Below are 24,286 nucleotides of genomic sequence, written 5' to 3'. Positions count from 1 at the left end.
AAAAGCCGGTTTTAACGCCGGCTTTTTTGTGTCTTTTGTTTACTTAACGCCGTAACGCGCGCGGTAGTCGGAAATAGCCGAACTATAAGCCGACAGCTCTTTTACATCGGATTCCTTCAGATATTCCATCAGGTCCGCAAGATTGGCGATCGCAACGACCGACATCCCGTATTTGTGTTCGACTTCTTCAACTGCCGAACGCTCTCCGACGTCTTCAGCGGTGCCCGAGCACTCCATCCTGTCAAGCGCCAGCAAAACTCCGGACGGGCAAGCCCCGCTCGCTTCAATAATTCTGACCGACTCATTGACGGAAGTTCCAGCGGAAATAACGTCATCAATGATCACCACGTGCCCTTTTAAAGGAGCGCCGACAACCTTGCCGCCTTCTCCGTGATCTTTGGCTTCTTTGCGGTTGTATGCGAAGGGAATGTCATGACCGAGCTCGGACATGCGGATTGCTGTCGCCGCGGCAAGCGTAATGCCTTTATAAGCAGGTCCGAAGAGCATGTCGCACTGAATGCGTCCCTGTTCAATCGCTTCAATAAGCGTTCTGGCGTAGAAATCCGCAAGCGTACGCAGCGAAGCGCCGGTGTAGAACAAACCGGCATTGAAAAAATAAGGCGAGAGACGCCCTGCCTTGGTTTTGAACTCTCCAAAGCGGAGAACGTCCGAATCAATACAAAACTCAATAAATTTATGTTGAAGTTTGGACATAATGTTGTCAGGAACTTGCTGAGGAAAGAAAGCTTAATTTTAGCGGCTCCGAAGTTATTTTCCCGTTACAAAGACGAGCTCTTTCAGCTCTCACGGCCGTTGTAATATAGACAGCATCTTTATCAACGGGTACCAACGTGCTGAAAATCATTACCGCCAACACAAACGGCATCAGAAGTGCTGTCCAAAAAGGCTTTCAATCCTGGCTCTCTGCGCAGGACGCTGACATCGTTTGTATTCAGGAGCTCAAGTCTCAGGATCACGAGGTCCCCGAAGAACTTACTCTCGGACCCTCCTCCTTTCGATACTTCCACTGTGCGGAAAAAAAAGGCTATTCGGGGTGCGCGGTACTGACCAAAAAAGAACCGGATGAAGTCATTATCGGATTCGGCAGCGAAGAGTTCGATCGTGAAGGAAGGTATGTTGAAGTACGCTTTAAGAACCTGATCGTCGTCTCCATCTATTTCCCTTCAGGAAGTTCTTCAGAGGAACGTCAGCAGGCAAAATTCCGCTTCCTCGATGTCATTTTGGACCGCTTAAACACACTAAAAGCCGACGGACGGGAAGTTGTCCTCTGCGGCGACGTCAATATCGCGCACAAGGAAATCGATATCAAAAACTGGAAAGGAAATCTCAAAAACTCCGGGTTCCTTCCGCAAGAGCGTCAATGGCTCACTGATCTCTTTGCCAACGGCTGGACAGACGTCTTCCGTAAGCTTGATCCCCGGCCTAACCAATACACCTGGTGGAGCAATCGCGGCAGAGCGCGTCAAAACAACGTCGGCTGGCGTATCGATTATCAGATTGCGACACCGCTGATTGCAGCAAAAGCCTCCAAAACCGACGTGTACCGCGATGAACGCTTTTCGGATCACGCGCCTCTCACCGTTGTCTACGATTTCGATATCAAATGAAAGCAGAACAGATTCTCTTCTCTCAAGGCTTCGGCACACGTCATGAATGTCGGGGCCTGATACTGCTTGGCAAGTTCACCGCCGCAGGCATGCCTGTCGAAGACCCTGATGAAGATATTGACACGAAGGATCTCGTCTTTACCGTTGACGGCACCGCTTGGCCTTACTACGAGAAAGCCATCGTGATGATGAACAAGCCTGAGCACTACGAATGCTCACTCAAGCCGCTGCACCATCCTTCCGTGATCAGCCTGCTCCCGCCGCCGCTTAGAACCCGAAAACTGCAGCCGGTGGGACGACTTGACGAAGACACAACCGGACTGCTCCTTTTTACCGACGACGGCAAACTCATTCATCGCCTGACACACCCTAAAAAACATGTTGACAAGGTCTACCGAGTCACACTCAAGCATCCGATTACGGACAACCAGATCAGTACGCTGCTCAAAGGCGTGCTGCTCAAGGATGAAAAAGCGGAAGTCAAAGCCGGCTCCTGCGTAAAGATCACAGACAATGTTATCGAGCTCACGCTCGCGCAGGGCAAATATCATCAGGTAAAACGCATGCTGGCTGCGGTCTCAAACCGAGTCACGGCACTTGAACGCGTACAGTTCGGACGCCTTAAACTCCCGGCAGATCTGGCGGCCGGCCAATGGCGCTGGGTCGCGTCAGCCTCGGAGATCACGGGATGAGCACCCTCGGCTCAAAACTTCAGAATTGGTTCGGCGCGTTCCGCATTTATCTGCAGCCGGTATGTCTGAGAATGTTTTTCCTCGGATTCTCCGCAGGACTTCCTCTGCTGCTTGTCCTCGGTACTCTTGGATTCTGGCTGCGCGAGGCGGGAATCGACCTTAAAACCATCGGCTTCATGTCCTGGATCGGATTGGTCTACGGATGCAAATGGCTGTGGGCGCCCCTCGTCGATAATCTCAAAATTCCCTACTTCTCCGCGAAATTGGGACAGCGGCGCACGTGGCTGATCCTCTCGCAGCTCATGCTGATGCTCTCTCTCTCGGGCATGGCTTTTTCCGACCCTCGCTTCCATCTGCCGCTGCTGACGTTCTTTGCGTTTCTGACCGCCTTTGCGTCTGCGACACAGGATATTTCTCTGGACGCCTACCGTATTGAAAGCGCGGATACCGATCTGCAGGGAGCGCTTGCAGCGACTTATCAAACCGGATATCGAATCGCTATGATTTGGGCCGGAGCCGGCGCCTTCGCGCTCGCGGCGCTCTTCCAAACGACTCCGGACAGCGTCTACGATCAAAAGGGCTGGACCGTCGCTTATCTGATTATGGCCGCCTCCATCGGTGTCGGACTTCTTACCTCGATTCTCTCGCCCGCCCCTAATAAAATCGATGAGGCAGACAAACTCAGGGAGCTGCGGGAGGTCAAAAGCAAGGTCAAAGAATTCGTCAGAACGCACGACGCTCTGCCTCAGCCCGCTGCGAAAGTTATCGGCTGGCTCAAAGTTATCTGCTGGAGTCCGATCGCCGACTTCTTTGATCGCTACAAGTGGCATGCGGCCGCCATTCTGCTGCTCATTGCCACCTATCGAATCAGCGACGTTGTCATGGGCGTTATGAGCAATCCTTTCTATCGAGATCTCGGATTCAGTAAGGAAGAAGTCGCCGCTGTATCGAAAATTTTCGGCGTCGTCATGACTTTGGTCGGTACATTCGTCGGGGGAGTTGTCGTCCTGCGCTTGGGCGTGCTTAAAACGCTTTTTATCGGAGCGCTGCTTGCCTCCGCGACCAACCTGCTTTTCTCCTGCCTCGCAGGCCTCGGCCATGACCTCGCATTCCTCGTCTTTACCGTAAGCGCGGACAACCTCTCCGGAGGTCTCGCGAGCGCCGCCTTTATCGCATACCTCTCAGGGCTCACCAACGTCCGGTATTCGGCGACTCAGTACGCGGTCTTCTCCTCCATCATGCTGATTCTGCCTAAGTTTCTCGCAGGTTTCTCCGGCGTTATGGTCGAAAGCGTCGGATATGCCAATTTCTTTATCATCACTGCGGCGCTTGGCATACCCGTCTTGATCCTCATCCCGGTAATCGGGATGCTGGAGAAATCAAAGCATTAATTTTTGCTCTCTTCCTCCATCGGCTCATTAAGCTCCGGAAATGCGTAGCCCTTTGTCACATTGGCGATCTCCGCGACACAGCTGGCTAAATCGGAGAGCGCCGCGGGCAAGTCCTCAAGCGGCGCTTCCTTATCGAGGATTTGTTTCGTTTCTGCGAAATCCCCCAAGCTCTCCTGCGGCAGATGACGCAGAATTCCGTGCAGCGCCAGGGCAATCTTGGGAGAATCGGATTTCTCCAGGAAATCGGGCCAAATCTGACCGGCTTCTAAAAAGCCCATGGCAAACGGCTCCAGAGCCTTAATCGCTTCCTTTCCTTCCAAAACTCTGCCTCGCTCGTCTTCGGCATCAAAGTAGATCGGATCAAGGGGCTGCGAATTGGCAAGCGTTTCTCCAATTTCACGAAAACGTTTTATGAGCAACTCCCTCAAACGCTTGTCTTCTGAGGCACTGCCTGTAGAAGCCGAGGCTTTGCCGTTCGTGGAAAGAATCCGCCCAAGCCAGCTTCTGGTATCGGGAAGAGTCGGCAGCAGCTGTATCGCGGTCATAAAACCGTCTGCTTCCGACGCGTCCATCGGTTCCGCACTTTCATCCACCGAAGCAAGCAGCTCATCGAGTTCACTAAGCTCATCAACCGTCATTGCGTTACTCTTTTCAGACATTCCTGTTCTCCTCTTTTTCCCAAAACTGATCCAAAATCTCGGCCGCGTGAGGACCGTCATGCGCTTTTGACAGCTGCTGTACCAAACGTACGCAGGCAGAGTGCTTAAGCCCGAGAACCGCTTCCTTCACTTCGGGAATATTCATCGGCGCCATCGACAGCTCCTTGATGCCCAGACCGATAAAAATCGGTACCAGTCTGCTTTTTCCGCCTGCCTCTCCGCAAATCGAAATCGGTTTCTCTGCTTTGGCGGCGGCCTTCGCACTCATCTTCAAAAGCTTCAAAACCGCCGGATGCAGTTCGTCATAAAGCGGGGCCACCGCAGCATTGCCGCGGTCCACACCGAGACAATACTGAATCAGATCATTGGTGCCGATGCAGATAAAATCAGACGCTTCCAAAAATTCCTCAATACAGAGCACCGCCGCCGGAAGCTCTACCATAATGCCGACTTTCACATCGGGATTAAACGGTACCTGCTCTTCACTAAGTTGCGCCTTGGCCAGCGCAATATAGCGCTTTGCTTCTTCAATCTCATGAAGGTTCGACACCAGAGGCAAAAGTATCCGAACATCAAAACCGTGTGCCGCTCTCAAAATCGCACGAAGCTGAATTAAAAAGAGATTCGGATTCACCAGCGAAAAACGAATTGCCCTGAGCCCTAAAGCCGGATTATCTTCCTTCTCCGCCCCGGACGAAACATTCTGATGAAGCGCTTCAGGAGTCAAAATCTTATCGCCGCCGACGTCAATCGTTCGAATCGTGACCGGACGCTTTCCCATCCCCTCGATAAGCGTGCGGTAGCTTTCGTACTGCTCCTGCTCTGTGGGAAGAACCTGCCGCCCCATAAAAAGGTATTCGCTCCTAAAAAGCCCTATTCCCTGCGCGCCGAGATGCAGAATATCGTCAAGTCCGGAAACCATTGCGACATTAGCCTTGAGCGTCATGCGAAAACCGTCTTTGGTCTGCGCCGCCCGTCTTCTTGCCCTGAATCGCTGAGAATAATTTCTTTCCTGATCCTTGACGCGTGAAGCGATCTCTTTGGTTTCCTTCGCATCCGGATTGCAGATAATCGTTCCGCTGTGCGAGTCAACAAATACTCGATCACCGCTCTGGATCAGCCCGACAGCACCGCCTACGCCGACAATGGCCGGGATAAACAGAGTTTGAGAAAGTACCGCGGTATGCGAAGTGGGGCCGCCCTTCTCCGTTACGATGCCGACAAGATCGAGCTCCTCATACTCGGTCAGCCAGATCACGTCCGCAAACGAAAGGTCATGCGTCACTAAAATGACAGATTCATCCGCCGCATCCCGAACCTGTTCCCCAAGTCTGCGCCCGCCGGTCAGCTCTTCCTGAAGCCGTGTGACGACATGCTCAATGTCATCGCCGCGTTCAGCCAAATAAGAGTCGGACAGATTCTCAAATACCTTGCGGACCTCTTCGAGATGCTGCTCGAGCGCCCACTCGGCATTAATCAGCTTCTGCTCAATCAGACGCGAAGTTTCCGTAAACAATGTCTCGTCATTCACAAGCATTCGGAAAACTTCAAGGAAGGCTTTCACCTCTTTGGGCGCTTTCTTGGGCGAGCGCCGGATCATCAGATCAAGCTCCTTGTTCACCGCCGTAATCGCGGAGGCAAGACGCGCCACTTCCTGCTGAGACTGAGAAGCCTCAATCTGATACTGAGGAAGCTGCAGAGAGCCGGAATTCATGACTCTGGCCTGGCCAAAGCCGATCCCGCTGGAGACGCCGACTCCTCTTAATTCCTGCCTGGGACGAACCGCTTCGTCAGTCATGGCTATTCCTGCTCTCCGAATTTGCTGTCAAATAATTCTTTTACCGCCGCTAAGGCCGCATCCTCGTCTGTTCCGTCCGCTGTGACGGTAAGCTCCGTACCTTTGGAAGCCGCAAGCAGCATGACGCCCATGATCGACTTACCGTTGACCTTTCGGCCGCCTTTCTCAATGCGAATATCACTTAAAAATTCATTGCCCTTCTGAGTGAGCTTAGCAGCCGGACGAGCATGCAGACCAAGACGATTCAATACCGTTACCTGAATGGATTTCATTTTTTTCCTTCAATGAGATACGCGGTGACGCCAATTTCTTTTGCCTTCTGTTCAAGCTCTTTCAAAGAAAGAGAGCGATAGCAAATCATCTTAAAGAGAAGCGGCAGAGAGAGCGGCACAAGAAATAAGCAGGGATGTGTTTCGCAAAATCCGCGCATCACATTGCAGGGCGTCGCACCTTCAATATCAAGAATCACAACACGTTCTTCAGCCTCGATGGAATTCCATGCCTCAGAAAGCTGTTTCTGAAGCGCCTCAGCCGAAGCGTCCGAATCAATATCAACAGCTATGAAATCCGGGACCTCTTTCATAATCTGAAGAGTCGCTTCCCTAAAAGCGCTCGCTATCGGCTTATGCGCCGCGATTATCAAACTCACGCTCATAACTGTCCTTCCAACATGTTTAACTCCTTGAAAGTATATATTTCATCCGGCAGATTTGCCGTACGCCATATTCGCAGACAGAGAACCTTCTTTGCACAGACTCCGTACCAACACAGGCGCAGAAAACAATAAAATATCAAAAACCAACAGAGGAGACGCTTATGGCAATTGTTACCTTTAAAAGCAAAGCCGCCGGTGAAATTTTTATGTTCCGCGAAACCGCAGAAAAAATCTTTAAAGTCATCGGCAAACCTTTAGGCCTGAGAGGCGTACTCACACCCGAAGAGATCCCTGACGCCATCGCCGCACTGAAAGATGCAATGGAAAAGGAAAAAGAATTTCTCAAAGGCCTGCGCGAGCGTGAAGACAAACGCTTCCGCGAGGGCAAAGACCTGGATGAGGAAAAGAAACCCGCTATCGAAGCGCCGGTCTACTTCACTCAGCGCGCTTATCCGCTTCTTGAAATGCTCGAAAGAAGCCTCAAAGAAGATACGCCTGTCGTCTGGGGTGTTTAAGCCCGCCAGAAACCGCGCGTGAAGAGTACGAGCACAGTAAAGAGCTCCAAGCGTCCGATCACCATCAGGAAGCAGCAGAAAGCAATCTGAAAATCGTTGAGGGACGCAAAGTTATAGGCCGGCCCAAGACTTCCAAGGGCCGGTCCGAGATTGTTCAGGCACGCCAGAGCCGCCGAAAAAGCCGTCAGACCGTCCAGCCCTGAAAGCATGAATGTGATTGTGCTGAAAAGCGCAATGATCGTGTACAGCATCAGGAAGGCCAAAACCAAGAAGACTACCTGCTTGTCAATGGTCTGAGACCCAATCTTGAGCGGGCGAACCATCTTCGGATGCAGAATTCTCTTGAACTCCAGATTGCCCTGCTTCACCAAAGCAATCGCTCGGATCATCTTGATGCCGCCGCCGGTTGACCCGGCGCACGTCGCAAAACAGCTTGCCAGCAAAATCAGCAGCTGCGCCACAAGCGACCATTCACCGTAGTTCGTGTTCGCAAAGCCGCCAGTACTAATCACAAAAACTGTATTGGTCACGCCGTAATAAATCGCGTCTGAAACTGTGGCGTACGTTTTGTCATAAACCAGAAGGAACGAAATAAACGCAGAGAGCAGAACAATCGTCAGGATCCATCCGCATGTCTCCGCGTCCTTCAGATAGGTTCTGAACGAGAGCTTCCTCCAGGCGGTAAAGTGCATGGAGAAGTTAATGCCGCCGATAATCAGAAAGATCACGCAGACCCAGTCCACCGTCCGGCTCGACCAATAGGCGAAACTCGCGTCATGCGAGGAATACCCGCCTAAAGAAACCGTCGTAAAGGTATGCATGATCGCATCATCCCAGTCCATGCCGGCAAAGTGATAGCAAACTGCGCAAACGACGGAAATCGCAAAGTAAATGTTGTAGAACGCTTTGGCAGTATCGGCGATCCTCGGCGTTAGGCGCCCTTCTTTGAGCGGCCCTGTAGACTCGGCGCGAAAGATCTGAGCGCCGCCCACGCCCAAGAGCGGTAAAACCGCCACGGCCGTCACCAGGATTCCAATACCGCCCATCCATGCGAGGAAACAGCGCCAGAAATTGACACTGATCGGAAGACGATCCAGCCCCGAGAGAATCGTCGCGCAAGTCGTCGTAATCCCGGATGTCGCTTCAAAAAACGCATGTATGAAGGAAATATTTTCAATATTGACATAGAGCGGGATCGTCGCGGCGAGCGCAAGAAGCACCCATGCCATCGTGACCAGCAGAAAACCGTCTCTTGGAATCAGCTCACGCTTAAACCGGCGCGTGCTCAGCCACAAAAATAGCCCGGTAAAGAAAGTAATGCAGAACGCGATCTCAAAACCGGCCTCAGCTCCGTCGTTTTTCCATAAAGATAATGCAAGCGGGATCAGCATCGATAGAGAAAATCCCACCAAAATCGGCCCAAGCACGTTGAGCACGGGCAGAAGCATGAGTCTGAGTACGGGCGGCAGCATCGTCATGATTAAAAGAAACCTACTGATGGAGCAAATAGTTTCTCAACATCAGAAATCTGCCGCTTGCTGCCCATAAACACAATCACCTGGTCCCCGTCCTGAATAACGAGGTCCTTATCGGCCATAAACACTTCAAAGATGCCGTTCACTTTACGAAGCACACATCCGATCGAAGTGCCGTCTGGCATGGAAATCTGAGCGGCATGCCGTCCTATGATCTTTGAATTCTTCTCATTGCCGTGTGCGACGATTTCCATCACTTCGGCTCCGCCTCTGCGCAGCGTGTGCGCAGACAAAACATCGCCCTGACGAATGTGACGCAGCAAATCCGAAAGCGTCGCTTCCGTTGGAGAAAACGCGATATCAATACTGGTGCCCTCAACCAAATCAATGTAGTCAGCACGGTTGATCAGCGTAATGGCACGATGCGCACCCAATTTCTTCGCAAGCAGACACGACATGATGTTGTCTTCGTCATCACTGCTGACGGCAATAAATAAATCGGTATTCGCAATGCCTTCATTCACAAAAAGACCTTCGTCCGTCATATCTCCGTGAAGCACCAGAACGGAACTTGAAAGGTTCTGCGACAGGAACTGACAGCGCTCCAAGTCCGGCTCAATGATTTTGACGTTGTAGACATCTCCGGAGGCTGTCTCCACATCGTCGAGCGCTTTGGCAAGCTGCAGCCCTAAGCTGTCACCGCCGACAATCATGACGCGATCGGAACGACGTACCCGCTGACGAAGTACTTTGACAACGTCCATCGCGCTGTCCTTGGTTGTGAGGAAGAAAATCTCGTCTCCCGCCTCAATCACAGTGTTGCCGCGGATATCATCCAGACGGTATTTTTGTCGGTAGATGGAAACAATCTGAACTTTTACGCGCGGCAGCAGACTATGAATAGTGTCAACCGTTTGGCCGCACATCTTGGCCCCGCTCACGACTTTAACGGACATCAAAATGACGTCCGCCTCGGAAAACTCAATGACCTGCAGCGCTTCCGGATAGGTAATCAGCTGAACAATATAATTCGTGATCGCCTCTTCCGGCCATATAACGGAAGTCGCACGAAACCCCGCAGTCGACAGAAGCGCCGGATATTCACGAAGCTCATCATTGCGCACACGCGCGATGCGCGACGGAACATTAAAAAGCTGCTCGGCAATCAGAGTTACGGCGAGATTGGTTTCGTCATTAGCGGTCACGGCAATAATCATGTCCGCGTCCACCGCTCCGGCCTCGGCAAGAACAGAGGGAGACGTCGCGTCGCCTACGATGCCCTGAAGGTCGTAATTATTCTGAATGTCTGTTATGCGGTCCTTGTCTGTATCAACAATCGTAATGTCGTTGGACTCAGACACTAAATTCCCTGCAACGGAAGAACCGACTTTCCCCGCTCCAACTATGAGAATCCTCATTTATTGCTCCATTGCCGGAGATCAGGTCTTCGGGAGGCTACTCGCGGGCTCTCACCGTCTTTCCAATCTCAATTCCCAGCTGCTTAAGCTTTCGATACAGATGCGTGCGCTCTAATCCGGCAAATGCGGCAACACGCGAAATACTATTGTTTTCTCTTTTCAGCAGATTCAAGAAGTAAAGCCGCTCAAATTGATCTCTGGCTTCTCTGAGCGGAGCGGAAAAGTCCACCTGACCCAGCAGCGCTTTGGTGTCCTCTGCGCTGGTGCGCGGAGGCTGATCCGAAATTGCCGTCACTCGGGCATCCGCGGAATGAGAACCGGAAGATCGGTAAGAGCTTCCGGAAGCCAGGAACGGATGCGCATAAACCGTCGTATCCCGCAGCGCATCAATACGCGCGGAGGCCTGAGAGTCTCCGATTCTGGGCTCCTTAGAACTCTTCTGCAGAGCTTCCTTCACGGCGCTGATCAGACGAGAAAGCGCAATCGGCTTTTCCAGAAAATCCACAGCGCCGAATTTGGTCGCTTCAACGGCTGTATCCAGAGTGGCATGACCGCTCATCATGATCACAGGCGCTGTCAGCTGTCCGCTCGAACTCCACTCCTTCAGCAGAGAAATCCCATCGTTATCCGGCATCCAGATATCCAAAAGGACCAAATCCGGATGCTGGTTCATCGCAGCTCGTGCCGCACTGGCGTTTTCCGCCAGAAGAACTCCGTAACCCTCATCAGAGAGAATTTCTGACAAAAGTTCGCGAATGCCGATTTCGTCGTCTACAACTAAAACAACTGCCATAAAATCTTTACTTTCTGAATAATTCTTACTTCTCTATGGACTTCTATTCTATCAAGTCCGAATTCTTCCTAAACGGTCCAAAGCCTTCTAAAAACAAAAAACAGAGCGGCTCCGCGAACCTCTCCCTTTTCATCCGTTAAATTCACCGCGGTAACCGACGCTCCGTGCTCATCAACGATCTTCTTGATCATGGCAAGGCCCAGACCTGTGCCGGAAGACTTTGTCGTCACATAGGGCTCAAACGCGTGTTCCAGAATCTGTTTGGTGAACCCCGGACCATTATCGCTTACTTCCAGGCTGACGCCCTCGGCCTCTCCGCTTGTCTCGTTCCTTATCACCGAGGTGCGGATCGAAACCACTAGCTGCTCCTTGGAAGGAAGCGCCTCCATCGCATTGGAGAACAAATTATGAAATACCTGACGAAGCTGATTTGCATCCCCCTCAATCGCGGGCATCGGCTCCTGTAGAGCCAGCTGAACGCGAATCCCGGCCGCCTGATAGAAATGAGCCACTTCCTCAATAAAAACAGTGAGGTCCAGACGGTCATAATGCGGCGCTCCGATCTTTGCATACAGGCGAAAATCATTAACCATCTGCTTCATTGCCGTGACCTGGCTGACAATGGTTTTGGTCGCCCTTTCCAAAATTTCCTGATCCCGTCCCTGAACCTTATCCTTAAGCTTCATCTCCAGTCGCTCGGCGGCAAGCTGGATAGGCGTCAGCGGATTCTTAATCTCGTGGGCAAGACGACGGGCCACCTCGCCCCATGCCTCCGTTCTCTGAGCGGCCGCAAGCGCGGTGACGTCGTCAAAAACCAGCAGATATCCTTTGTCTTCGCCAAGCGTCAGCCGAGTCGCTCTCGCAAAAATATTGAGCTTTTCCTGAAGTTTGTCCGGCCGCTGATATTCACACTGAATCGAAATGTCAGAGTTCTCTTCTGTGCAGAGCGCAAGCTTTTCACTCACCACCGACGCGAAGGCCGGCATGATGTCCTTCAGCAGAGCGCCTAAGCACTCGGTGAGATTGATGCCGAGAATTCTGGAAGCCGCTGAGTTGGCGGAAATCAGCTGGCTGTGGCTGCTGAGCACAATCACACCGGAGGACATCTTTGCCAGAATTCGTTCCAGGTATTCTTTGGCCTGACCCAGTTCTTCACTGCGGCTTTCCAGATCTTCCCGCGCCTGTGCAAGCTGCCCGGTCATTGTGTTGAACGAACGGGCAAGCTCCCCGACTTCATCGTTTGTCCTCACCTCGGGAAGCTGCTCATACTGGCCGGCGCCGACTCGCCGAATGCCTTCCAGAAGCAGCATCAGCGGTTTGCTGATGCGGTTGGCCATAATCACCGAAATCGCTATCGCGCCAAACATGGAAAGCAGAAGCACCAGCGTCAGTGAGATGGAGTAAATGTTGCGAAGGCCGCTGCGGGCGAGAACCATTTCCTGATAATCCCGATAACCGTTCATCAGCGTCTCGGCATTGCTTGCAAGCGAGGGCGGGACATTGTCAATCAGTTCGAGAAAAACAGACTCTCTGCCGGAAGAAGGAGCATCCAGCATAAAAATATCCTTCTGCGAACGCAGCGCGAGCGAAATCGAACCGTCAGCCGTCGGGATAGGAATCACGACCTGAGCTCTCTGAAGTCCCGGATTATTGTCATCAATCGTCTGCCAAAAACCATGCGTACGCGCCGCCTGCAGCACTCGATTCGAAGGAACGGTCGGAACCAGTTTGCCAAAGGAGCTGCCGGAAACGGCTAAGAGATTGCCGCTTGAGGTGATCAGCACTGCTTCCTGCACCCCCTCGCGCTCCCGTGCGGCATCCAGCACGGCGAGCCAGCCGGAGGGCGGAGTTTCTGCGATTTCTGCTGAAATTTTACGAGCCTTCACCAGCACATTGGATTGGAAATTCTCAAGCACTTCGCGGCCGAGCGTAAGACCTGAATCCAGAGCGCGTTCCACTCTGACGTCGAACCAGGAATCCACGGAATGGTGAAGAAACTGAACAGAAACAGCAAAAATCAAGATTCCGGGAAGCACACCGGTCAGCCCGAGCGCAAGCGCAAATTTCGAAAGAATTTTGACACCGTATTTTTTTCGCTTCGCATTGCGGTAAAGCTGGTAAAGAAGCGCGCCGACCATGCCCATGAACACGAGCATCACAAAGGTGTTGATATACAGGAGAACGGTATAGTACTTTTCAAAAAATACCGTGTTCTGGCTTGCACTCACCAGAAGAAATAAAAGCACACAGCTAAGCCCTATTAAAGCCAACAGAGCCAATCTGAGATACTTTGACAACTCAGCCCTCCGAACGGGTTATTTTGACAGGGAACCAACCGCTGTCTACATTCCAGCCGTCTTCGCGACGGAGCGTAACCTGGAAGGGCTTAGGCAGCTTGCTTGTGTCAAGGTAAAATCGTGCTTTTGCGCTGTAGCCCTCCGGATTTAATTCCCGATACGATCCTAAATAGAGGTTGGAGACATTTTTCATCATGGCGAGCGCGGCCGCGGGCGACTCAAAACTTTGCGTCATGCCGCCGATGCTGAGCTTGTATTTGCGTGTGAGCGGATTGAAGCTCAGGCGAATGTGCTCAGATGCGCCGGCAATGTCACGATCAAACCAATACCAGCGCTTTTTTTCAACTTCAACTTCCAGAACAAAGCTGAGCGTAATCCCGCGCAGAAGAACATCCATAAGCTCGTCGGTCAGCTCAAAATTAAACTCGCCATTGAAGAACAGCCCGCTCGACGGAGTCCGCTGCGCAGAAATCTCCGCCGTCACCGGCTCAACCGACGCTGAATACGCCTGACCGACCGCGCTCAGCACAAGCGCGGCAGCCAGAACAACCTTCTTCAATAACATTAAATCTTCTCTATAAGCGCGTAGAAAAATCCATCATGCGTCTTCGGGAAGAATTCCGGCTTATCCTGAACGCCTTCAGCAGGCGGCAGACTCAGGAGAATCTCCTTGTCAGGACCGATAGGAATCAGTTTGGCGTCCGGATGCTTGGAACAAAACGACTCTATCTGTGCAGGACCTTCCTCAGAAAACACTGAACATACAGCATAAAGAATTCTTCCCCCTTTTACCAGAAGAGGCCATAAATTCTCCAAAAGCTTTGCCTGAGTACGAGCCAGCTGAGCAATATCTTCAGGCTTGCGGGACCACGGAATGTCCGGGTGTCTGCGAACAATTCCGGAAGCCGTGCACGGAGCATCCAAAAGAATTCTGTCAAACGGTTTGCCGTCCCACCAGGACTGAATATCCGACGCATCCGCAACTCGGACGTTCGCCTTCAAACCCAGCCGATCCAAATTTTCAGTAATGCGGACGGCCCGCAGAGGATCAATTTCCAATGCGGTTAAGTCCACATCGGCCAGCTCCAAAATATGCGCGGTTTTCCCGCCGGGCGCAGCACAGGCGTCCAGTACGCGCATCCCGTCTTTTGCGCCGAGAATCGGTGCGGCAAGCTGACTGCCCGCATCCTGGACCGACACCAATCCGTCGGCAAAACCGGGAATATCCCGAACCGGACGCGGCTCCTCCAAGCGAAGTCCGTACATACCTTCAGGAACACACACGATTTCCTTAGCACGGTAGTCCGCGAGCACATCTTCAAGAGCGGCTTTTCTCTTGTTGACGCGCAGCGTCAGGGGAGGATGCCTTCTTTGCAGCGAAAAAATCTCTCGCGAGGATTTTCCGAAAACGGCCTCATAGCGGCGAATCCACCACATGGGCGCGTTGTAGCGGACCACCGGACTGCGCTCAAGCTCATCGGTCAGCCGGCGTTTTTCACGAAGATAGCGCCGCAGAATCGCATTAACGAAGTTGGCCGCTCTCATGGTCTGCGGATCCGACTTCGCCGCGATAACCGCTTGGTTGCAGACGGTAAATTCCTGCTCCTTGCCTTCCTTTAGAAGACTAATCGAAAGCTCCAGCAGCGCCGCGGTCTTCGCATCGGGCGCCCTGCTGACCAATTTTGCGACAGCGGCTTCAGCAAAAGCCCTGCGCCGACTGACGCAGTAAAGCAGGTTTTGACAGGCGCCCCGATAAGCAGCGTCTCGGGGAATTTCACTAAGCGCCTTATCAAGAGAAACTCCGCCTTTGATACTGATCCAGGGCGCCGCGGATCGAACCAGCGCCTCAGCCAAACTGCCGCTTTTCATTTGAAAATCTCTCCCGCTTTAATCGAATGACCGGAAAGAAAGTCCCGCACGTCCAGTTTCTTTCCGCCGGGCCTCTGCAGACGTGTCAGACGCAGCACCGTTCCGCCGCCGCAGGCCACACAGATTCCTTTTGCGTCGCTGCTAATAACAGTTCCCGGCGCCAAGCTCGTTTTACCCGAGTCGGCAGCAGCCATCCAGGCCTTCAATACTTCATCATTTAAACTAAAGAAACAGCCGGGCGCCGGATTGAATGCCCGAATTCTGCATGCGATCTCCTGAGCCGACTGTCCCCAGTCAATCCGACCTTCTTCCTTAGACAATTTATTGGCATATGTCGCGCCTTGCGGCTGCGCTCTCGGCGGATATGCGTTCGGATCATCTAAATACCGGAGCAGCATCTCGGCGCCAAGCTCAGAGAGCTCACGCGTCAGATTCTCAGCCGTATCTTTCTCAGTGATCGGAACCGACTCTTCCATCAGCATCGGCCCGGTATCCAGTCCCGCATCCATCTGCATGAGCGTAATGCCGGTCTCGGCGTCTCCCTTCTCGATCGCGCGTGCAATCGGAGCGGCGCCTCTCCATGCCGGCAGGAGACTGCCGTGAATGTTAACGGCCTTGATTTCCGGATGCTCCGGCGAAACGCCTCTCGGTATATCCAGCACTTCCTGAGGAATAATGAGTCCGTAAGCCGCAACCACAAGAACATCAGCGTCAGCAGCTTTCATTGCTTCAATCGCTTCAGCGGTTTCCTCCAGCCCCTTGGAGCGGCGAAGCGTCAGCGGCGTCAGCACCTTAATTCCGGCGCTCAGAGCGGTCTGCTTGACTTCGCTTGCCTTGAGCTTTCGGCCTCGCCCTGAGGGCCGATCCGGCTGACTCAGCACCAGCACGACCTCATGCTCGCTTTCGATCAGTTTTCTGAGAGCCTCGGCTGCAAAGTCCGGCGTTCCGGCAAAAACAATTCTCATCTTCTCTTTCTCCGGCTATATCCGAATATGACAAAGTCTGATTGTATGACACGTGCGGATGTTTCATAATCCAATCAGTTACTTTCCGAGCATAGATATGCCAATCGTTGATCTGAAAACCGTCAAGCTGAACTACGAAATTCTCGGTGATCCTGCGCTTCCTACCGTGCTGCTGATCATGGGACTGAGCATGCCGGCATCAGCATGGCCGGATAAATTCATTGAGCAGCTGCTTGTCAGAGGCCTGCGCGTCATTACCGTGGATAACCGAGACGCGGGTCTGTCGGAGAAATTCAGCAACAGAAAAATTCAAACCTCGGTGCCGATCGCGATCGGCCGCGCTCTGCTGAGAATGCCTGTACCCGCGCCCTATCGTTTGGAAGATATGGCGCTTGACCTGGCAGCTCTTCTGGATTACTTAAATGTGCCGCGCGTTCACGCGGTGGGCGCCTCTATGGGCGGAATGATCGCACAGATACTTGCAGGCATCCGTCCCTCCCGCGTCTGCTCTCTGACGTCAATCATGTCCGCTTCGGGGAATCCCCGTACGGGTTTTGGCAAACTCAAGGCGATCTACTCTATCCTGAGCCAAAGCTTGGGAGATGACTCCGAACAAGAGAGGAAAAAACGTTTGACTCAGGTCTTCATGACATTGAAAAGTCCGCATTATCAGTATCAGGAAGAAGATCTGGAGCGACAGCTTGCAGACGTCGCAGCTCACCCGCTCGATCCTGCGGCCGGAGAAAGACAGCTGCTTGCAATTCTGGCGAGCGGCGACCGCTCGCAGCAGCTCTCGCGGATTACCGTACCGACTTTAGTCATCCATGGAGAGGACGACCCTCTGCTGCCGCTTTCCGCGGGCAAGGAAGTCGCAGAATTAATTAACGGCGCAAGATTTATGTCCCTTCCGAAAATGGGACACGACCTTACGCCGATACATTTGGAGACGATCGCTGACGCAATCGCCGACCTTGTCTGGTCTTCGGACTGTTAGGCGCGGGCGGCCTGCTTGGCCGCTTTCGCCTCTTCAAGACGCTGCTTTTGAATCTTGTGACGAATACGCTGCTTTTTCAGCATGCTCAGATGATCAACAAAAACAACTCCGTCAAGATGGTCCATTTCATGCTGAACACAAACCGCGAGCAAGCCGTCACAGTCCATTTCATAACTGTTGCCTTTAAGATCCTGAGCGCGCACTCGGACATTGGCCGGACGCGTCACCTTATCGTAAATACCGGGTACGGAAAGACAGCCTTCTTCCCAAGGCTTGGTCTCTTCGCTTGAAGAAACAATCTCCGGATTAATGAGAATCTTTAAATCATTCTTTTCTTCCGTGACGTCAATCACAATTAGGCGGATGTGACGATCAACCTGCGTCGCGGCAAGTCCCACGCCAGGCGCTTTATACATCGTCTCAGCCATATCGGAAGCCAGCTTTTCAAGCTCTTCGTTAAACTCTGTCACTTTTGCGGCTTTCGTCTTCAACCGCGGATCCGGATATTTCAAAATAGGAAGAATGGCCAAAGTAATCCTCTCAACTAAATCTTAATCATCAGCGCTCTCTCAGAGCCGCAGCATTTTAAACGAGCTGCGTCTCGAACGCTTACAGAAGATTGTAAATCTCCCAAAAGTCAATTGGTTGCAGTCATCCCAAAAAGTGCTAATTTAAAAAAAGAATGTTTTGAGTTTTCATCATGGGTAAATCGTTAGTTATTGCTGAAAAACCTTCAGTCGCCGCAGACATTGCCAGAGCTATCGGCGGGCTTAAAAAAGAAGGCGATCATTATGTGGGCGAACACTATATCGTGGCGTCCGCCGTCGGCCACCTGCTCGAGCTGAAAGAGCCGCCGGAATATGAAGTCAAAAGAGGCAAATGGAGCTTTGCGCATCTGCCGGTCATTCCCTCGCACTTCGATCTCTCGCCGATTAAAAAATCCGAAGCAAAACTCAACTCACTTAAGAAACTGATCAAGAGCCGGGAAGTAGACAAACTCATCAACGCATGCGATGCGGGACGAGAGGGCGAGCTGATTTTCCGCTATATCGTCGAAGCGGTTAAATCCAAAAAACCGATCGAGCGGCTGTGGCTGCAGTCAATGACGAAACACGCCATTGTTGAAGCGTTCAAACACCTGAGAAGCGACGAAGAAATGCAGTCTCTTGCCGATGCGGCGCGAAGCAGATCGGAGGCGGACTGGCTTGTCGGAATTAACGGCACAAGAGCGCTTACAGCCTTCAACAGCAAGGACGGCGGCTTCTTTCTGACGACCGTCGGCCGCGTGCAGACGCCTACACTTGCACTGGTCGTTAAGCGCGAAGAACAGATTCGCGCCTTTGTGCCGACCCCGTATTGGGAGGTACACGCCGAATTCAAGGTGGCCGAGGGAAACTACAGCGGAAAATTCTTCGACCCTAAATTTAAAAAGAGCAGCGATCCGGTCAAAAAGGCCGAACGATTATTCAGCGCCGAAGAGGCCGCTAAAATCGCAGACGCCTGCCGCGGAAAAACCGGCACCGCGGTCGATACCTCTAAACCGTCAACTTCTAACTGCCCCGCTCTGTACGATTTGACAACACTGCAGAGGGATGCGAACTCCAGATTCGGATTCTCAGCGAAGACCACCTTGGCAATCGCTCAGGCACTCTACGAGAAACACAAACTGCTGACCTACCCGAGAACCGACGCGCGAGCGCTTCCGGAGGACTATCTTCCGACGGTGAAGAGTACGCTGCAGCTGCTCGCAGAACACAGTCCTCTGGGCAAATACGCGGCTAAGGCGCTCAAAAATGACTATGTTGTGTTCAGCAAAAAAGTCTTTAACAACGCCAAAATCAGTGACCACTTCGCGATTATTCCGACCACTCAGGAGCCTAAGACCACCTTGTCCGAAGCTGAACAGAAGGTCTATGAACTGGTAGTCAAGCGTTTTATCGCAATCTTTTATCCGCCCGCCCAGTTCAATAACACGACACGCGTCACCGAAGTCGAAAACTACAGCTTTATTACCGAAGGCAAAGTTCTTGTCAGCCCCGGCTGGCTTGAAGTTTACGGCCGCTCCGCCGGTGAAGACGGTGCTGAGCTGGTGCCGATTAAACCGAAAGAATCAGCCCTCACGCTGAAAGCTGAACCTACTGCTCTTGCAACCAAGCCGCCTGCTCGCTACACAGAAGCCTCGCTGCTGAGCGCGATGGAAGGCGCGGGCAAAACACTCGAAGAAGCTGAACTGCGGGATGCGATGTCTGAAAAAGGCATCGGAACGCCGGCGACACGAGCCGCAATCATCGAAGGACTCATTCAGCAGAACTACATGATCCGGGAAAACCGAGAATTGGTCCCAACCGCAAAAGCGACTCAGCTCCTGACCCTGCTCAAGGGGCTGAAAATTCAAACACTCTCGGAGGCCGAACTGACCGGTGAGTGGGAATACAAGCTCTCGCAAATCGAAAAAGGCAAGCTCTCACGCAAGGACTTTATGACTGAAATCGGCGGCCTCACTAAGGAGATTGTCGACGCCGCAAAAAGCTACGGCGCCGACACGGTCCCCTTAGATAACCCCGCTATGCTTAAAACGCCCTGTCCGAAATGCGGCGGTCCTATCGTAGAAAACTACCGCAGATTCGCGTGCACAAAATGCGGCTACAGCATTCCGAAACATCCGGGAGGACGCACCTTCGCTCCCGATGAAGTTGACGAGCTGCTGACTAAGGGCAAAATCGGACCGCTCGACGGATTTATCAGCAAACTCGGACGCCCCTTCTCCGCCGAACTGAAACTTGGTCCTGCGCCCGATTACAAGATTGATTTTGACTTCGGAGAAAACACTTCACAAGTCACCGTCAGCGTCGATGAACTGCGCAAGCAGGAACCCGTCGGCGTCTGTCCGGTCTGCGGCGCAAACGTGTATGAAACGGAAAACGCTTACGTCTGCGAAAATCATGTCGACCCGAAGGCTAAGAAGAAATGCGCTTTCAGAAGTTCCAAGGTTATTCTGCAGCAGCCGATTGCGCGTGAACAAATGGAAAAACTTCTGAAAACCGGCTCCACAGATCTGCTGACCAACTTTGTCTCCAACCGAACCAAACGGAAATTCTCCGCTTTCCTGGTTCTGGAAAAGGGCGGAAAAATCGGCTTCAAATTTGAAGAAAAGCCCGCAGGAGAACAAAAGAAAATCGCCGGACGGCGCACCACGAAAAAAACAGCCGAGTAATGCGTAAAAACGGCGGGCTTAAAGCCCGCCGTTTATTACTTCTGCTCTTCCTGTTCAGAGTCCTCCGATGCAGAGGTCTGCTCTTTCTTATCATCAACCTTCGTGACAAGTATCTGATCGATTCTGTGCCGCTCAACGTCGATCACTTCAAAACGATAACCTTCGTAGACAAATCGGTCCGTCAGCTTCGGAATTTTTCTCAGCATATACATCATAAAACCCGCAACCGTTTCGTAGGTTTCATCCTCCGGCAGGGGACCAAAATCGAACACACGCTCTAAATCGTCAATCGGAGTCGCGCCGTCAATCAGCCAAGAGCCGTCATCACGCTGCACAATCTGCGCCTCATCCGGCGTCAGAACAAATTCGCCCATCACAGTACTCATGATGTCATTGAGCGTAATCACACCAACAGTCAGCGCATATTCATTCAGCACCACCGCAAAGTCGGAGCGCTGATTTTTGAACAATTCCAGAACCTCTGAAAGAGTGAGCGAATCGGGAACCGCAGGGATTGAAGAAATGCAGTTCTGATCTTTAAGAGAGAAGGTCTTGCCTTCAATGACGCGGCGAAGCAGGTCTTTTGCGTCGACATAGCCGATAACATGGTCAATGTCGCGGTCGCAGACCGGGAATTTATTGTGCGGGCTTTCCGCAATCTTCTTTGTGATGCTTTCGTAGCTCTCGTCAAGCGTGAAGTAAACCACATATTCACGCGCCGTCATCGCACTCGGAACAAGCCTGCTTTCCAAATCCATCACGTTTTCAATTGCTGCCTGCTCCGTCGGAGCGATAAGCCCCGCTGCCGCCCCTGCATCTACCGTCGCAACAATATCCTCACTCGTCAGACGGGTTTTATTCTGAGTCGGCAGCCCGAGCATCTTCATAATGGAATTGGAAATAATTGTGAGAACCCACACAAAAGGCTTGAGCAGGCGAATCAGCACCTGCATGGAACCGATGAGGCGGACGGATATCTCCTCAGGCTTTGACATCCCGATGCGTTTTGGGATGAGGTCGGCAAAAATAATGAAAAGAATCGTCACTACAACAAATGAACAGACAAACGACGTCGTGTCCAGATACTGCTGAGGAAGAATCGGCTCAAGAAGTGTGTTGAAAATTCCCTTAAACGCAGGCTCACCTACGATACCGCCGAGAATGGCGACCGCATTAATGCCGATTTGAATCACGGAAAAGAAGGGACCCGGCTTTTCCTGCAGATTCAGCACTTCCTGCGCTCGGCTGTCTCCGGCTTCCGCCATTTGCGTCAAACGAACACGACGCGAGCCGGCCAGTGAAATTTCAGAGATAGCAAAGTACGCCGCCGCAAGAATCAGCAGAAAAATAGCAAAAATTTTCAGTGTTAAATCCATAAAGTCCCCTCAAATTGATACACATAGGTACAAGCCTACCAAATAGAAAGGACCTGCGGCGGATACCAGACTATAGATAGGGGTTAATATTGCACAGACGAGCCTTCCTTAAATCATCTCTTAAGGTTTCGGCTTCGCCCATAAAATGAAGAATCAGTGCCAGAGAGTTGGCGTCCAGCTCAAACACCCGGCGCAGGTTTTCCGCCCGATGCGTTATACGAAACGTCGCGGAGCGGAATCGTCCGTTGCTTAAAAATTCATCAAAGGCACCCAGCTCCTGCAGTTCGTCAAAAACCTTCAGCGGAAAACCGCTCATTTCTCGGAACTCCTCGGGGCTCAGCGTCGTACGAATCTCAGTCACAATCGCAGTGCTCATAGCCGTTCCTCCTACAAATTCTCTCTAGGGTTAAACGTTGAAACCTCTGAGAGCCTCTTATAAAGCTCTTTCTCCTCTTCGGTGGGAGCGGGAGGAACAACAATAGAAATCACGAGATACATGTCTCCGGCAGCACCCTTCTTGTTCGGGAACCCCTTTCCCGCGATACGGATCTTTTGACCGGCTTTAGCACCGGCCGGCACCTTAACGGAAATCTTGCCGCCTGAAAGCGTCGGTATCACAGCTTCTGTGCCAAGCACCGCCTCATACGGTGCAAGCGGAACGGTCAGATAAACATCGCGCCCGTCAACACGGAAACGTCCGCCTTCACTGATGTTGATCGTAATGTAGAGATTGCCGTTCGGACCGCCGTTATAGCCCGGGCCGCCCTTGCCTGCCAAACGCATTCTCTGGCCGCTGATCGTTCCTGCGGGAACCTTGACCTCCAGAGTCTTGGTGACGTGACGCACCCTGCCGTCGGCTCCGGCCTCTGGTTCACGAAGCGAGAGACTGACTGTGGTGCCGTTAAAGGCCTGTTCCGGCGTAATCTGAACTTCCGCATTCAGATCCTCGCCCGCCTCTGGCTGACGAGCGCGAGAGGCGCCCATATGCGAGAACAGATCGGAAAAATCAAACCCGCTGTCGCCGAAATCAAATCCGCCAAAGCCGGAAGCACCGGCTCCGCCGAAACCGCCCCATCCCGGAGGCGGCTCAAAATTGCTTCCGTCGCGGCGCTGACCGAGCTGGTCATATGCGGCGCGTTTTTCAGGATCCGACAGCGTCTGATAGGCCTCATTGACGTCCTTGAATTTCGCCTCCGCGTCCTTCTCTTTAGAAACGTCGGGATGGTATTTGTGCGCAAGCTTTCGGAAGGCTTTCTTGATATCTGTCTCAGAAGCTCCGCGTTCCACTCCTAAAATTTTGTAGTAATCCTTGTATTCCATAACAAGTCCTCTTTAGAGATTTGATTAGTCTCTACTGTTTGTCCCGAATATGTTGAAGCCCAGACTAAAAATGGGCAGATGCGGACATTGAATTTAGTCCCTGAAAAACATTTTCCGGCGTGCTGCTTATGGTAAAAAATAATTACGTTGTTAATTCCATTTGGAGAAATCAAAATGAAAAAAACACTGACTGCCGCGGGCCTTGTCGCGGCTTCGTTCGCCTTTGCCGCAGCCGCCTCCGCGGGCACCGTTCTGGACAAAGTTAAATCCAGCGGAGTCGTCGTCTGCGGCGTGAACACTGCTGCGCCCGGCTTCTCAAACGCTGACAGCCAGGGAAACTGGACCGGTCTGGATGTTGATTACTGCCGCGCTCTGGCCGCCGCGGTCCTGGGCGATGCAACCAAAGTTAAGTTCGTTCCCCTCAACTCTCCACAGCGCTTCTCTGCGCTTCAGGCCGGAGAAATCGACGTGCTCGCCCGCAACACTACCTGGAACCTGACTCGTGACGCCTCCTTAGGCGCAGTCTTCGTCGGCACTAACTACTATGACGGACAGGGCTTCCTGGTTCCGAAGAAACTGAACGTCAAGTCTGCCAAACAGCTTAACGGCGCCACTATCTGCGTACAGTCCGGAACCAGCAGCGAACCGAGCGTCGCCGACTATTTCAAGTCCAACAACATGAAATACAAGGCTGTAGTCTTTGATACCACTGAAGCAACTCAGGGCGCTTTCCTCTCCGGACGCTGCCAGGTTTACACCACTGACATGAGCGACCTCGCCGGCGCCAGAACAAAGGCCGCCAACCCTGATGACTACATTATTCTTCCTGAAGTCATCTCCAAAGAACCGCTCGGACCTGCCGTTCGCCGCGGTGATAATGAATGGTTCCAGATCGCCCGCTGGGTGCTGAACGCCATGATTGAGGCCGAAGAAAAAGGCATTACATCCGCTAATGTCGACGAGCTACGTAAAACCAGCACCGACCCCAATGTGAAGCGTCTGACTGGTGCAGGCGACGATACCGGCAAACTTCTCGGTCTGGACAAGGATTGGTCCTATCGCATCGTCAAACAGGTCGGCAATTACGGTGAGAGCTTCGAAAAAAATCTCGGACCGAAGACTCCGCTTGCTCTGCCCCGCGGTATCAACAACCAGTGGACTAACGGCGGCATCCTGTATGCGCCTCCTGTCCGCTAAAATCTAGTTTCGACTAATAACAGCTATCAC

General features: G+C 52.4%; 23 protein-coding genes. 7 read left to right on the top strand and 16 right to left on the bottom strand.

The features are described from left to right. Nucleotides 1-39: 39 nt before the first annotated feature. Nucleotides 40-714: an orotate phosphoribosyltransferase gene (pyrE, locus tag NFR90_RS00195; RefSeq protein WP_160334227.1), complete on the bottom strand. Its 675-nt coding sequence runs from the start codon at nt 712-714 to the stop codon at nt 40-42. Between the two features lie 137 nt (nt 715-851). Between pyrE and NFR90_RS00190 the strand changes: the two genes are divergently transcribed. The 3 genes from NFR90_RS00190 to NFR90_RS00180 are packed head-to-tail and all read left to right on the top strand — an operon-like array spanning nt 852 to nt 3,711. Continuing rightward, complete coding sequence (locus tag NFR90_RS00190) at nt 852-1,628, top strand: exodeoxyribonuclease III (protein WP_251449769.1); 777 nt, start codon at nt 852-854, stop codon at nt 1,626-1,628. Next, nucleotides 1,625-2,320 (top strand): pseudouridine synthase, encoded by a 696-nt coding sequence (locus NFR90_RS00185; RefSeq protein ID WP_160334229.1) that lies wholly within the window; start codon nt 1,625-1,627, stop codon nt 2,318-2,320. The genes NFR90_RS00190 and NFR90_RS00185 overlap by 4 nt, the downstream gene beginning before the upstream one ends. Next, complete coding sequence (locus tag NFR90_RS00180; protein WP_237178674.1) at nt 2,317-3,711, top strand: AmpG family muropeptide MFS transporter; 1,395 nt, start codon at nt 2,317-2,319, stop codon at nt 3,709-3,711. The genes NFR90_RS00185 and NFR90_RS00180 overlap by 4 nt, the downstream gene beginning before the upstream one ends. Here NFR90_RS00180 and NFR90_RS00175 read toward each other — a convergent pair. From NFR90_RS00175 to NFR90_RS00160, 4 genes are read right to left on the bottom strand one after another with little or no spacing between them, the layout of a single operon-like run. Then, entirely contained in the window at nt 3,708-4,370 is a 663-nt protein-coding gene (locus NFR90_RS00175) for a YecA/YgfB family protein (RefSeq protein WP_160334231.1), read from the bottom strand. The two genes, NFR90_RS00180 and NFR90_RS00175, sit on opposite strands and share 4 nt — an antisense overlap. Beyond that, nucleotides 4,363-6,168: a phosphoenolpyruvate--protein phosphotransferase gene (gene ptsP / locus NFR90_RS00170; RefSeq protein ID WP_160334232.1), complete on the bottom strand. Its 1,806-nt coding sequence runs from the start codon at nt 6,166-6,168 to the stop codon at nt 4,363-4,365. Before ptsP ends, NFR90_RS00175 begins: the two co-directional genes overlap by 8 nt. Nucleotides 6,169-6,170: 2 nt before the next feature. Beyond that, a complete protein-coding gene (locus tag NFR90_RS00165) occupies nt 6,171-6,440 on the bottom strand; it encodes an HPr family phosphocarrier protein (protein WP_160334233.1) in 270 nt (89 codons plus the stop codon). Continuing rightward, nucleotides 6,437-6,823 (bottom strand): PTS sugar transporter subunit IIA, encoded by a 387-nt coding sequence (locus tag NFR90_RS00160; protein ID WP_160334234.1) that lies wholly within the window; start codon nt 6,821-6,823, stop codon nt 6,437-6,439. The genes NFR90_RS00165 and NFR90_RS00160 overlap by 4 nt, the downstream gene beginning before the upstream one ends. A 161-nt stretch (nt 6,824-6,984) precedes the next feature. Between NFR90_RS00160 and NFR90_RS00155 the strand changes: the two genes are divergently transcribed. Continuing rightward, a complete protein-coding gene (locus NFR90_RS00155; protein ID WP_160334235.1) occupies nt 6,985-7,338 on the top strand; it encodes a DUF1840 domain-containing protein in 354 nt (117 codons plus the stop codon). On the opposite strand, the gene NFR90_RS00150 is transcribed toward NFR90_RS00155, so the two are convergent. The 7 genes from NFR90_RS00150 to fmt all read right to left on the bottom strand — a co-directional run bounded on the left by NFR90_RS00150 (nt 7,335) and on the right by fmt (nt 16,155). Beyond that, the gene (locus tag NFR90_RS00150; RefSeq protein WP_160334236.1) at nt 7,335-8,816 is read right to left on the bottom strand and encodes a TrkH family potassium uptake protein; all 1,482 of its coding nucleotides are present in this window, start codon (nt 8,814-8,816) and stop codon (nt 7,335-7,337) included. The two genes, NFR90_RS00155 and NFR90_RS00150, sit on opposite strands and share 4 nt — an antisense overlap. Nucleotides 8,817-8,818: 2 nt before the next feature. Then, entirely contained in the window at nt 8,819-10,231 is a 1,413-nt protein-coding gene (gene trkA / locus NFR90_RS00145; protein ID WP_251449767.1) for a Trk system potassium transporter TrkA, read from the bottom strand. A 37-nt stretch (nt 10,232-10,268) separates the two neighbouring features. After that, on the bottom strand, nt 10,269-11,024 hold the full coding sequence (locus tag NFR90_RS00140) for a response regulator (protein WP_251449766.1): 756 nt from the start codon (nt 11,022-11,024) through the stop codon (nt 10,269-10,271). A gap of 68 nt (nt 11,025-11,092) precedes the next feature. Then, nucleotides 11,093-13,321 carry a sensor histidine kinase gene (locus NFR90_RS00135; RefSeq protein ID WP_160334239.1) on the bottom strand — a complete coding sequence of 743 codons (2,229 nt, stop codon included), beginning with the start codon at nt 13,319-13,321 and terminating at the stop codon, nt 11,093-11,095. Between the two features lies 1 nt (nt 13,322). Continuing rightward, a complete protein-coding gene (locus tag NFR90_RS00130) occupies nt 13,323-13,886 on the bottom strand; it encodes a DUF4390 domain-containing protein (RefSeq protein WP_160334240.1) in 564 nt (187 codons plus the stop codon). Then, on the bottom strand, nt 13,886-15,190 hold the full coding sequence (rsmB, locus tag NFR90_RS00125; protein WP_251449764.1) for a 16S rRNA (cytosine(967)-C(5))-methyltransferase RsmB: 1,305 nt from the start codon (nt 15,188-15,190) through the stop codon (nt 13,886-13,888). The genes NFR90_RS00130 and rsmB overlap by 1 nt, the downstream gene beginning before the upstream one ends. Continuing rightward, nucleotides 15,187-16,155 carry a methionyl-tRNA formyltransferase gene (gene fmt / locus NFR90_RS00120; RefSeq protein ID WP_251449762.1) on the bottom strand — a complete coding sequence of 323 codons (969 nt, stop codon included), beginning with the start codon at nt 16,153-16,155 and terminating at the stop codon, nt 15,187-15,189. Before fmt ends, rsmB begins: the two co-directional genes overlap by 4 nt. A 97-nt stretch (nt 16,156-16,252) precedes the next feature. On the opposite strand from fmt, the gene NFR90_RS00115 reads away from it, so the two are divergent. Beyond that, the gene (locus tag NFR90_RS00115) at nt 16,253-17,149 is read left to right on the top strand and encodes an alpha/beta fold hydrolase (RefSeq protein ID WP_251449760.1); all 897 of its coding nucleotides are present in this window, start codon (nt 16,253-16,255) and stop codon (nt 17,147-17,149) included. Here NFR90_RS00115 and def read toward each other — a convergent pair. Next, nucleotides 17,146-17,679 (bottom strand): peptide deformylase, encoded by a 534-nt coding sequence (gene def / locus NFR90_RS00110; RefSeq protein WP_202074508.1) that lies wholly within the window; start codon nt 17,677-17,679, stop codon nt 17,146-17,148. The genes NFR90_RS00115 and def overlap by 4 nt on opposite strands. A gap of 170 nt (nt 17,680-17,849) precedes the next feature. Here def and NFR90_RS00105 point away from each other — a divergent pair, with 170 nt between their 5' ends. Continuing rightward, nucleotides 17,850-20,363 carry a DNA topoisomerase III gene (locus tag NFR90_RS00105; RefSeq protein WP_251449758.1) on the top strand — a complete coding sequence of 838 codons (2,514 nt, stop codon included), beginning with the start codon at nt 17,850-17,852 and terminating at the stop codon, nt 20,361-20,363. A gap of 35 nt (nt 20,364-20,398) precedes the next feature. Here NFR90_RS00105 and paeA read toward each other — a convergent pair whose 3' ends face one another. From paeA to NFR90_RS00090, 3 genes are all read right to left on the bottom strand, one after another. Then, nucleotides 20,399-21,739 carry a polyamine export protein PaeA gene (gene paeA / locus NFR90_RS00100; protein WP_160334245.1) on the bottom strand — a complete coding sequence of 447 codons (1,341 nt, stop codon included), beginning with the start codon at nt 21,737-21,739 and terminating at the stop codon, nt 20,399-20,401. 70 nt (nt 21,740-21,809) lie between these two features. After that, nucleotides 21,810-22,115, bottom strand: a complete 306-nt coding sequence (locus NFR90_RS00095) for a hypothetical protein (protein WP_160334246.1) — start codon at nt 22,113-22,115, stop codon at nt 21,810-21,812. 11 nt (nt 22,116-22,126) lie between these two features. Further along, nucleotides 22,127-23,059, bottom strand: a complete 933-nt coding sequence (locus tag NFR90_RS00090; protein WP_251449756.1) for a DnaJ C-terminal domain-containing protein — start codon at nt 23,057-23,059, stop codon at nt 22,127-22,129. A 174-nt stretch (nt 23,060-23,233) separates the two neighbouring features. Between NFR90_RS00090 and NFR90_RS00085 the strand changes: the two genes are divergently transcribed. After that, nucleotides 23,234-24,256 (top strand): amino acid ABC transporter substrate-binding protein, encoded by a 1,023-nt coding sequence (locus tag NFR90_RS00085; RefSeq protein ID WP_160334248.1) that lies wholly within the window; start codon nt 23,234-23,236, stop codon nt 24,254-24,256. The last annotated feature ends 30 nt before the right edge of the window (nt 24,257-24,286 follow it).

This window comes from Parasutterella muris, assembly GCF_943193095.1.
Lineage (GTDB): Bacteria > Pseudomonadota > Gammaproteobacteria > Burkholderiales > Burkholderiaceae_F > Parasutterella > Parasutterella muris.
This window is presented reverse-complemented; position numbering and strand designations above follow the sequence as displayed.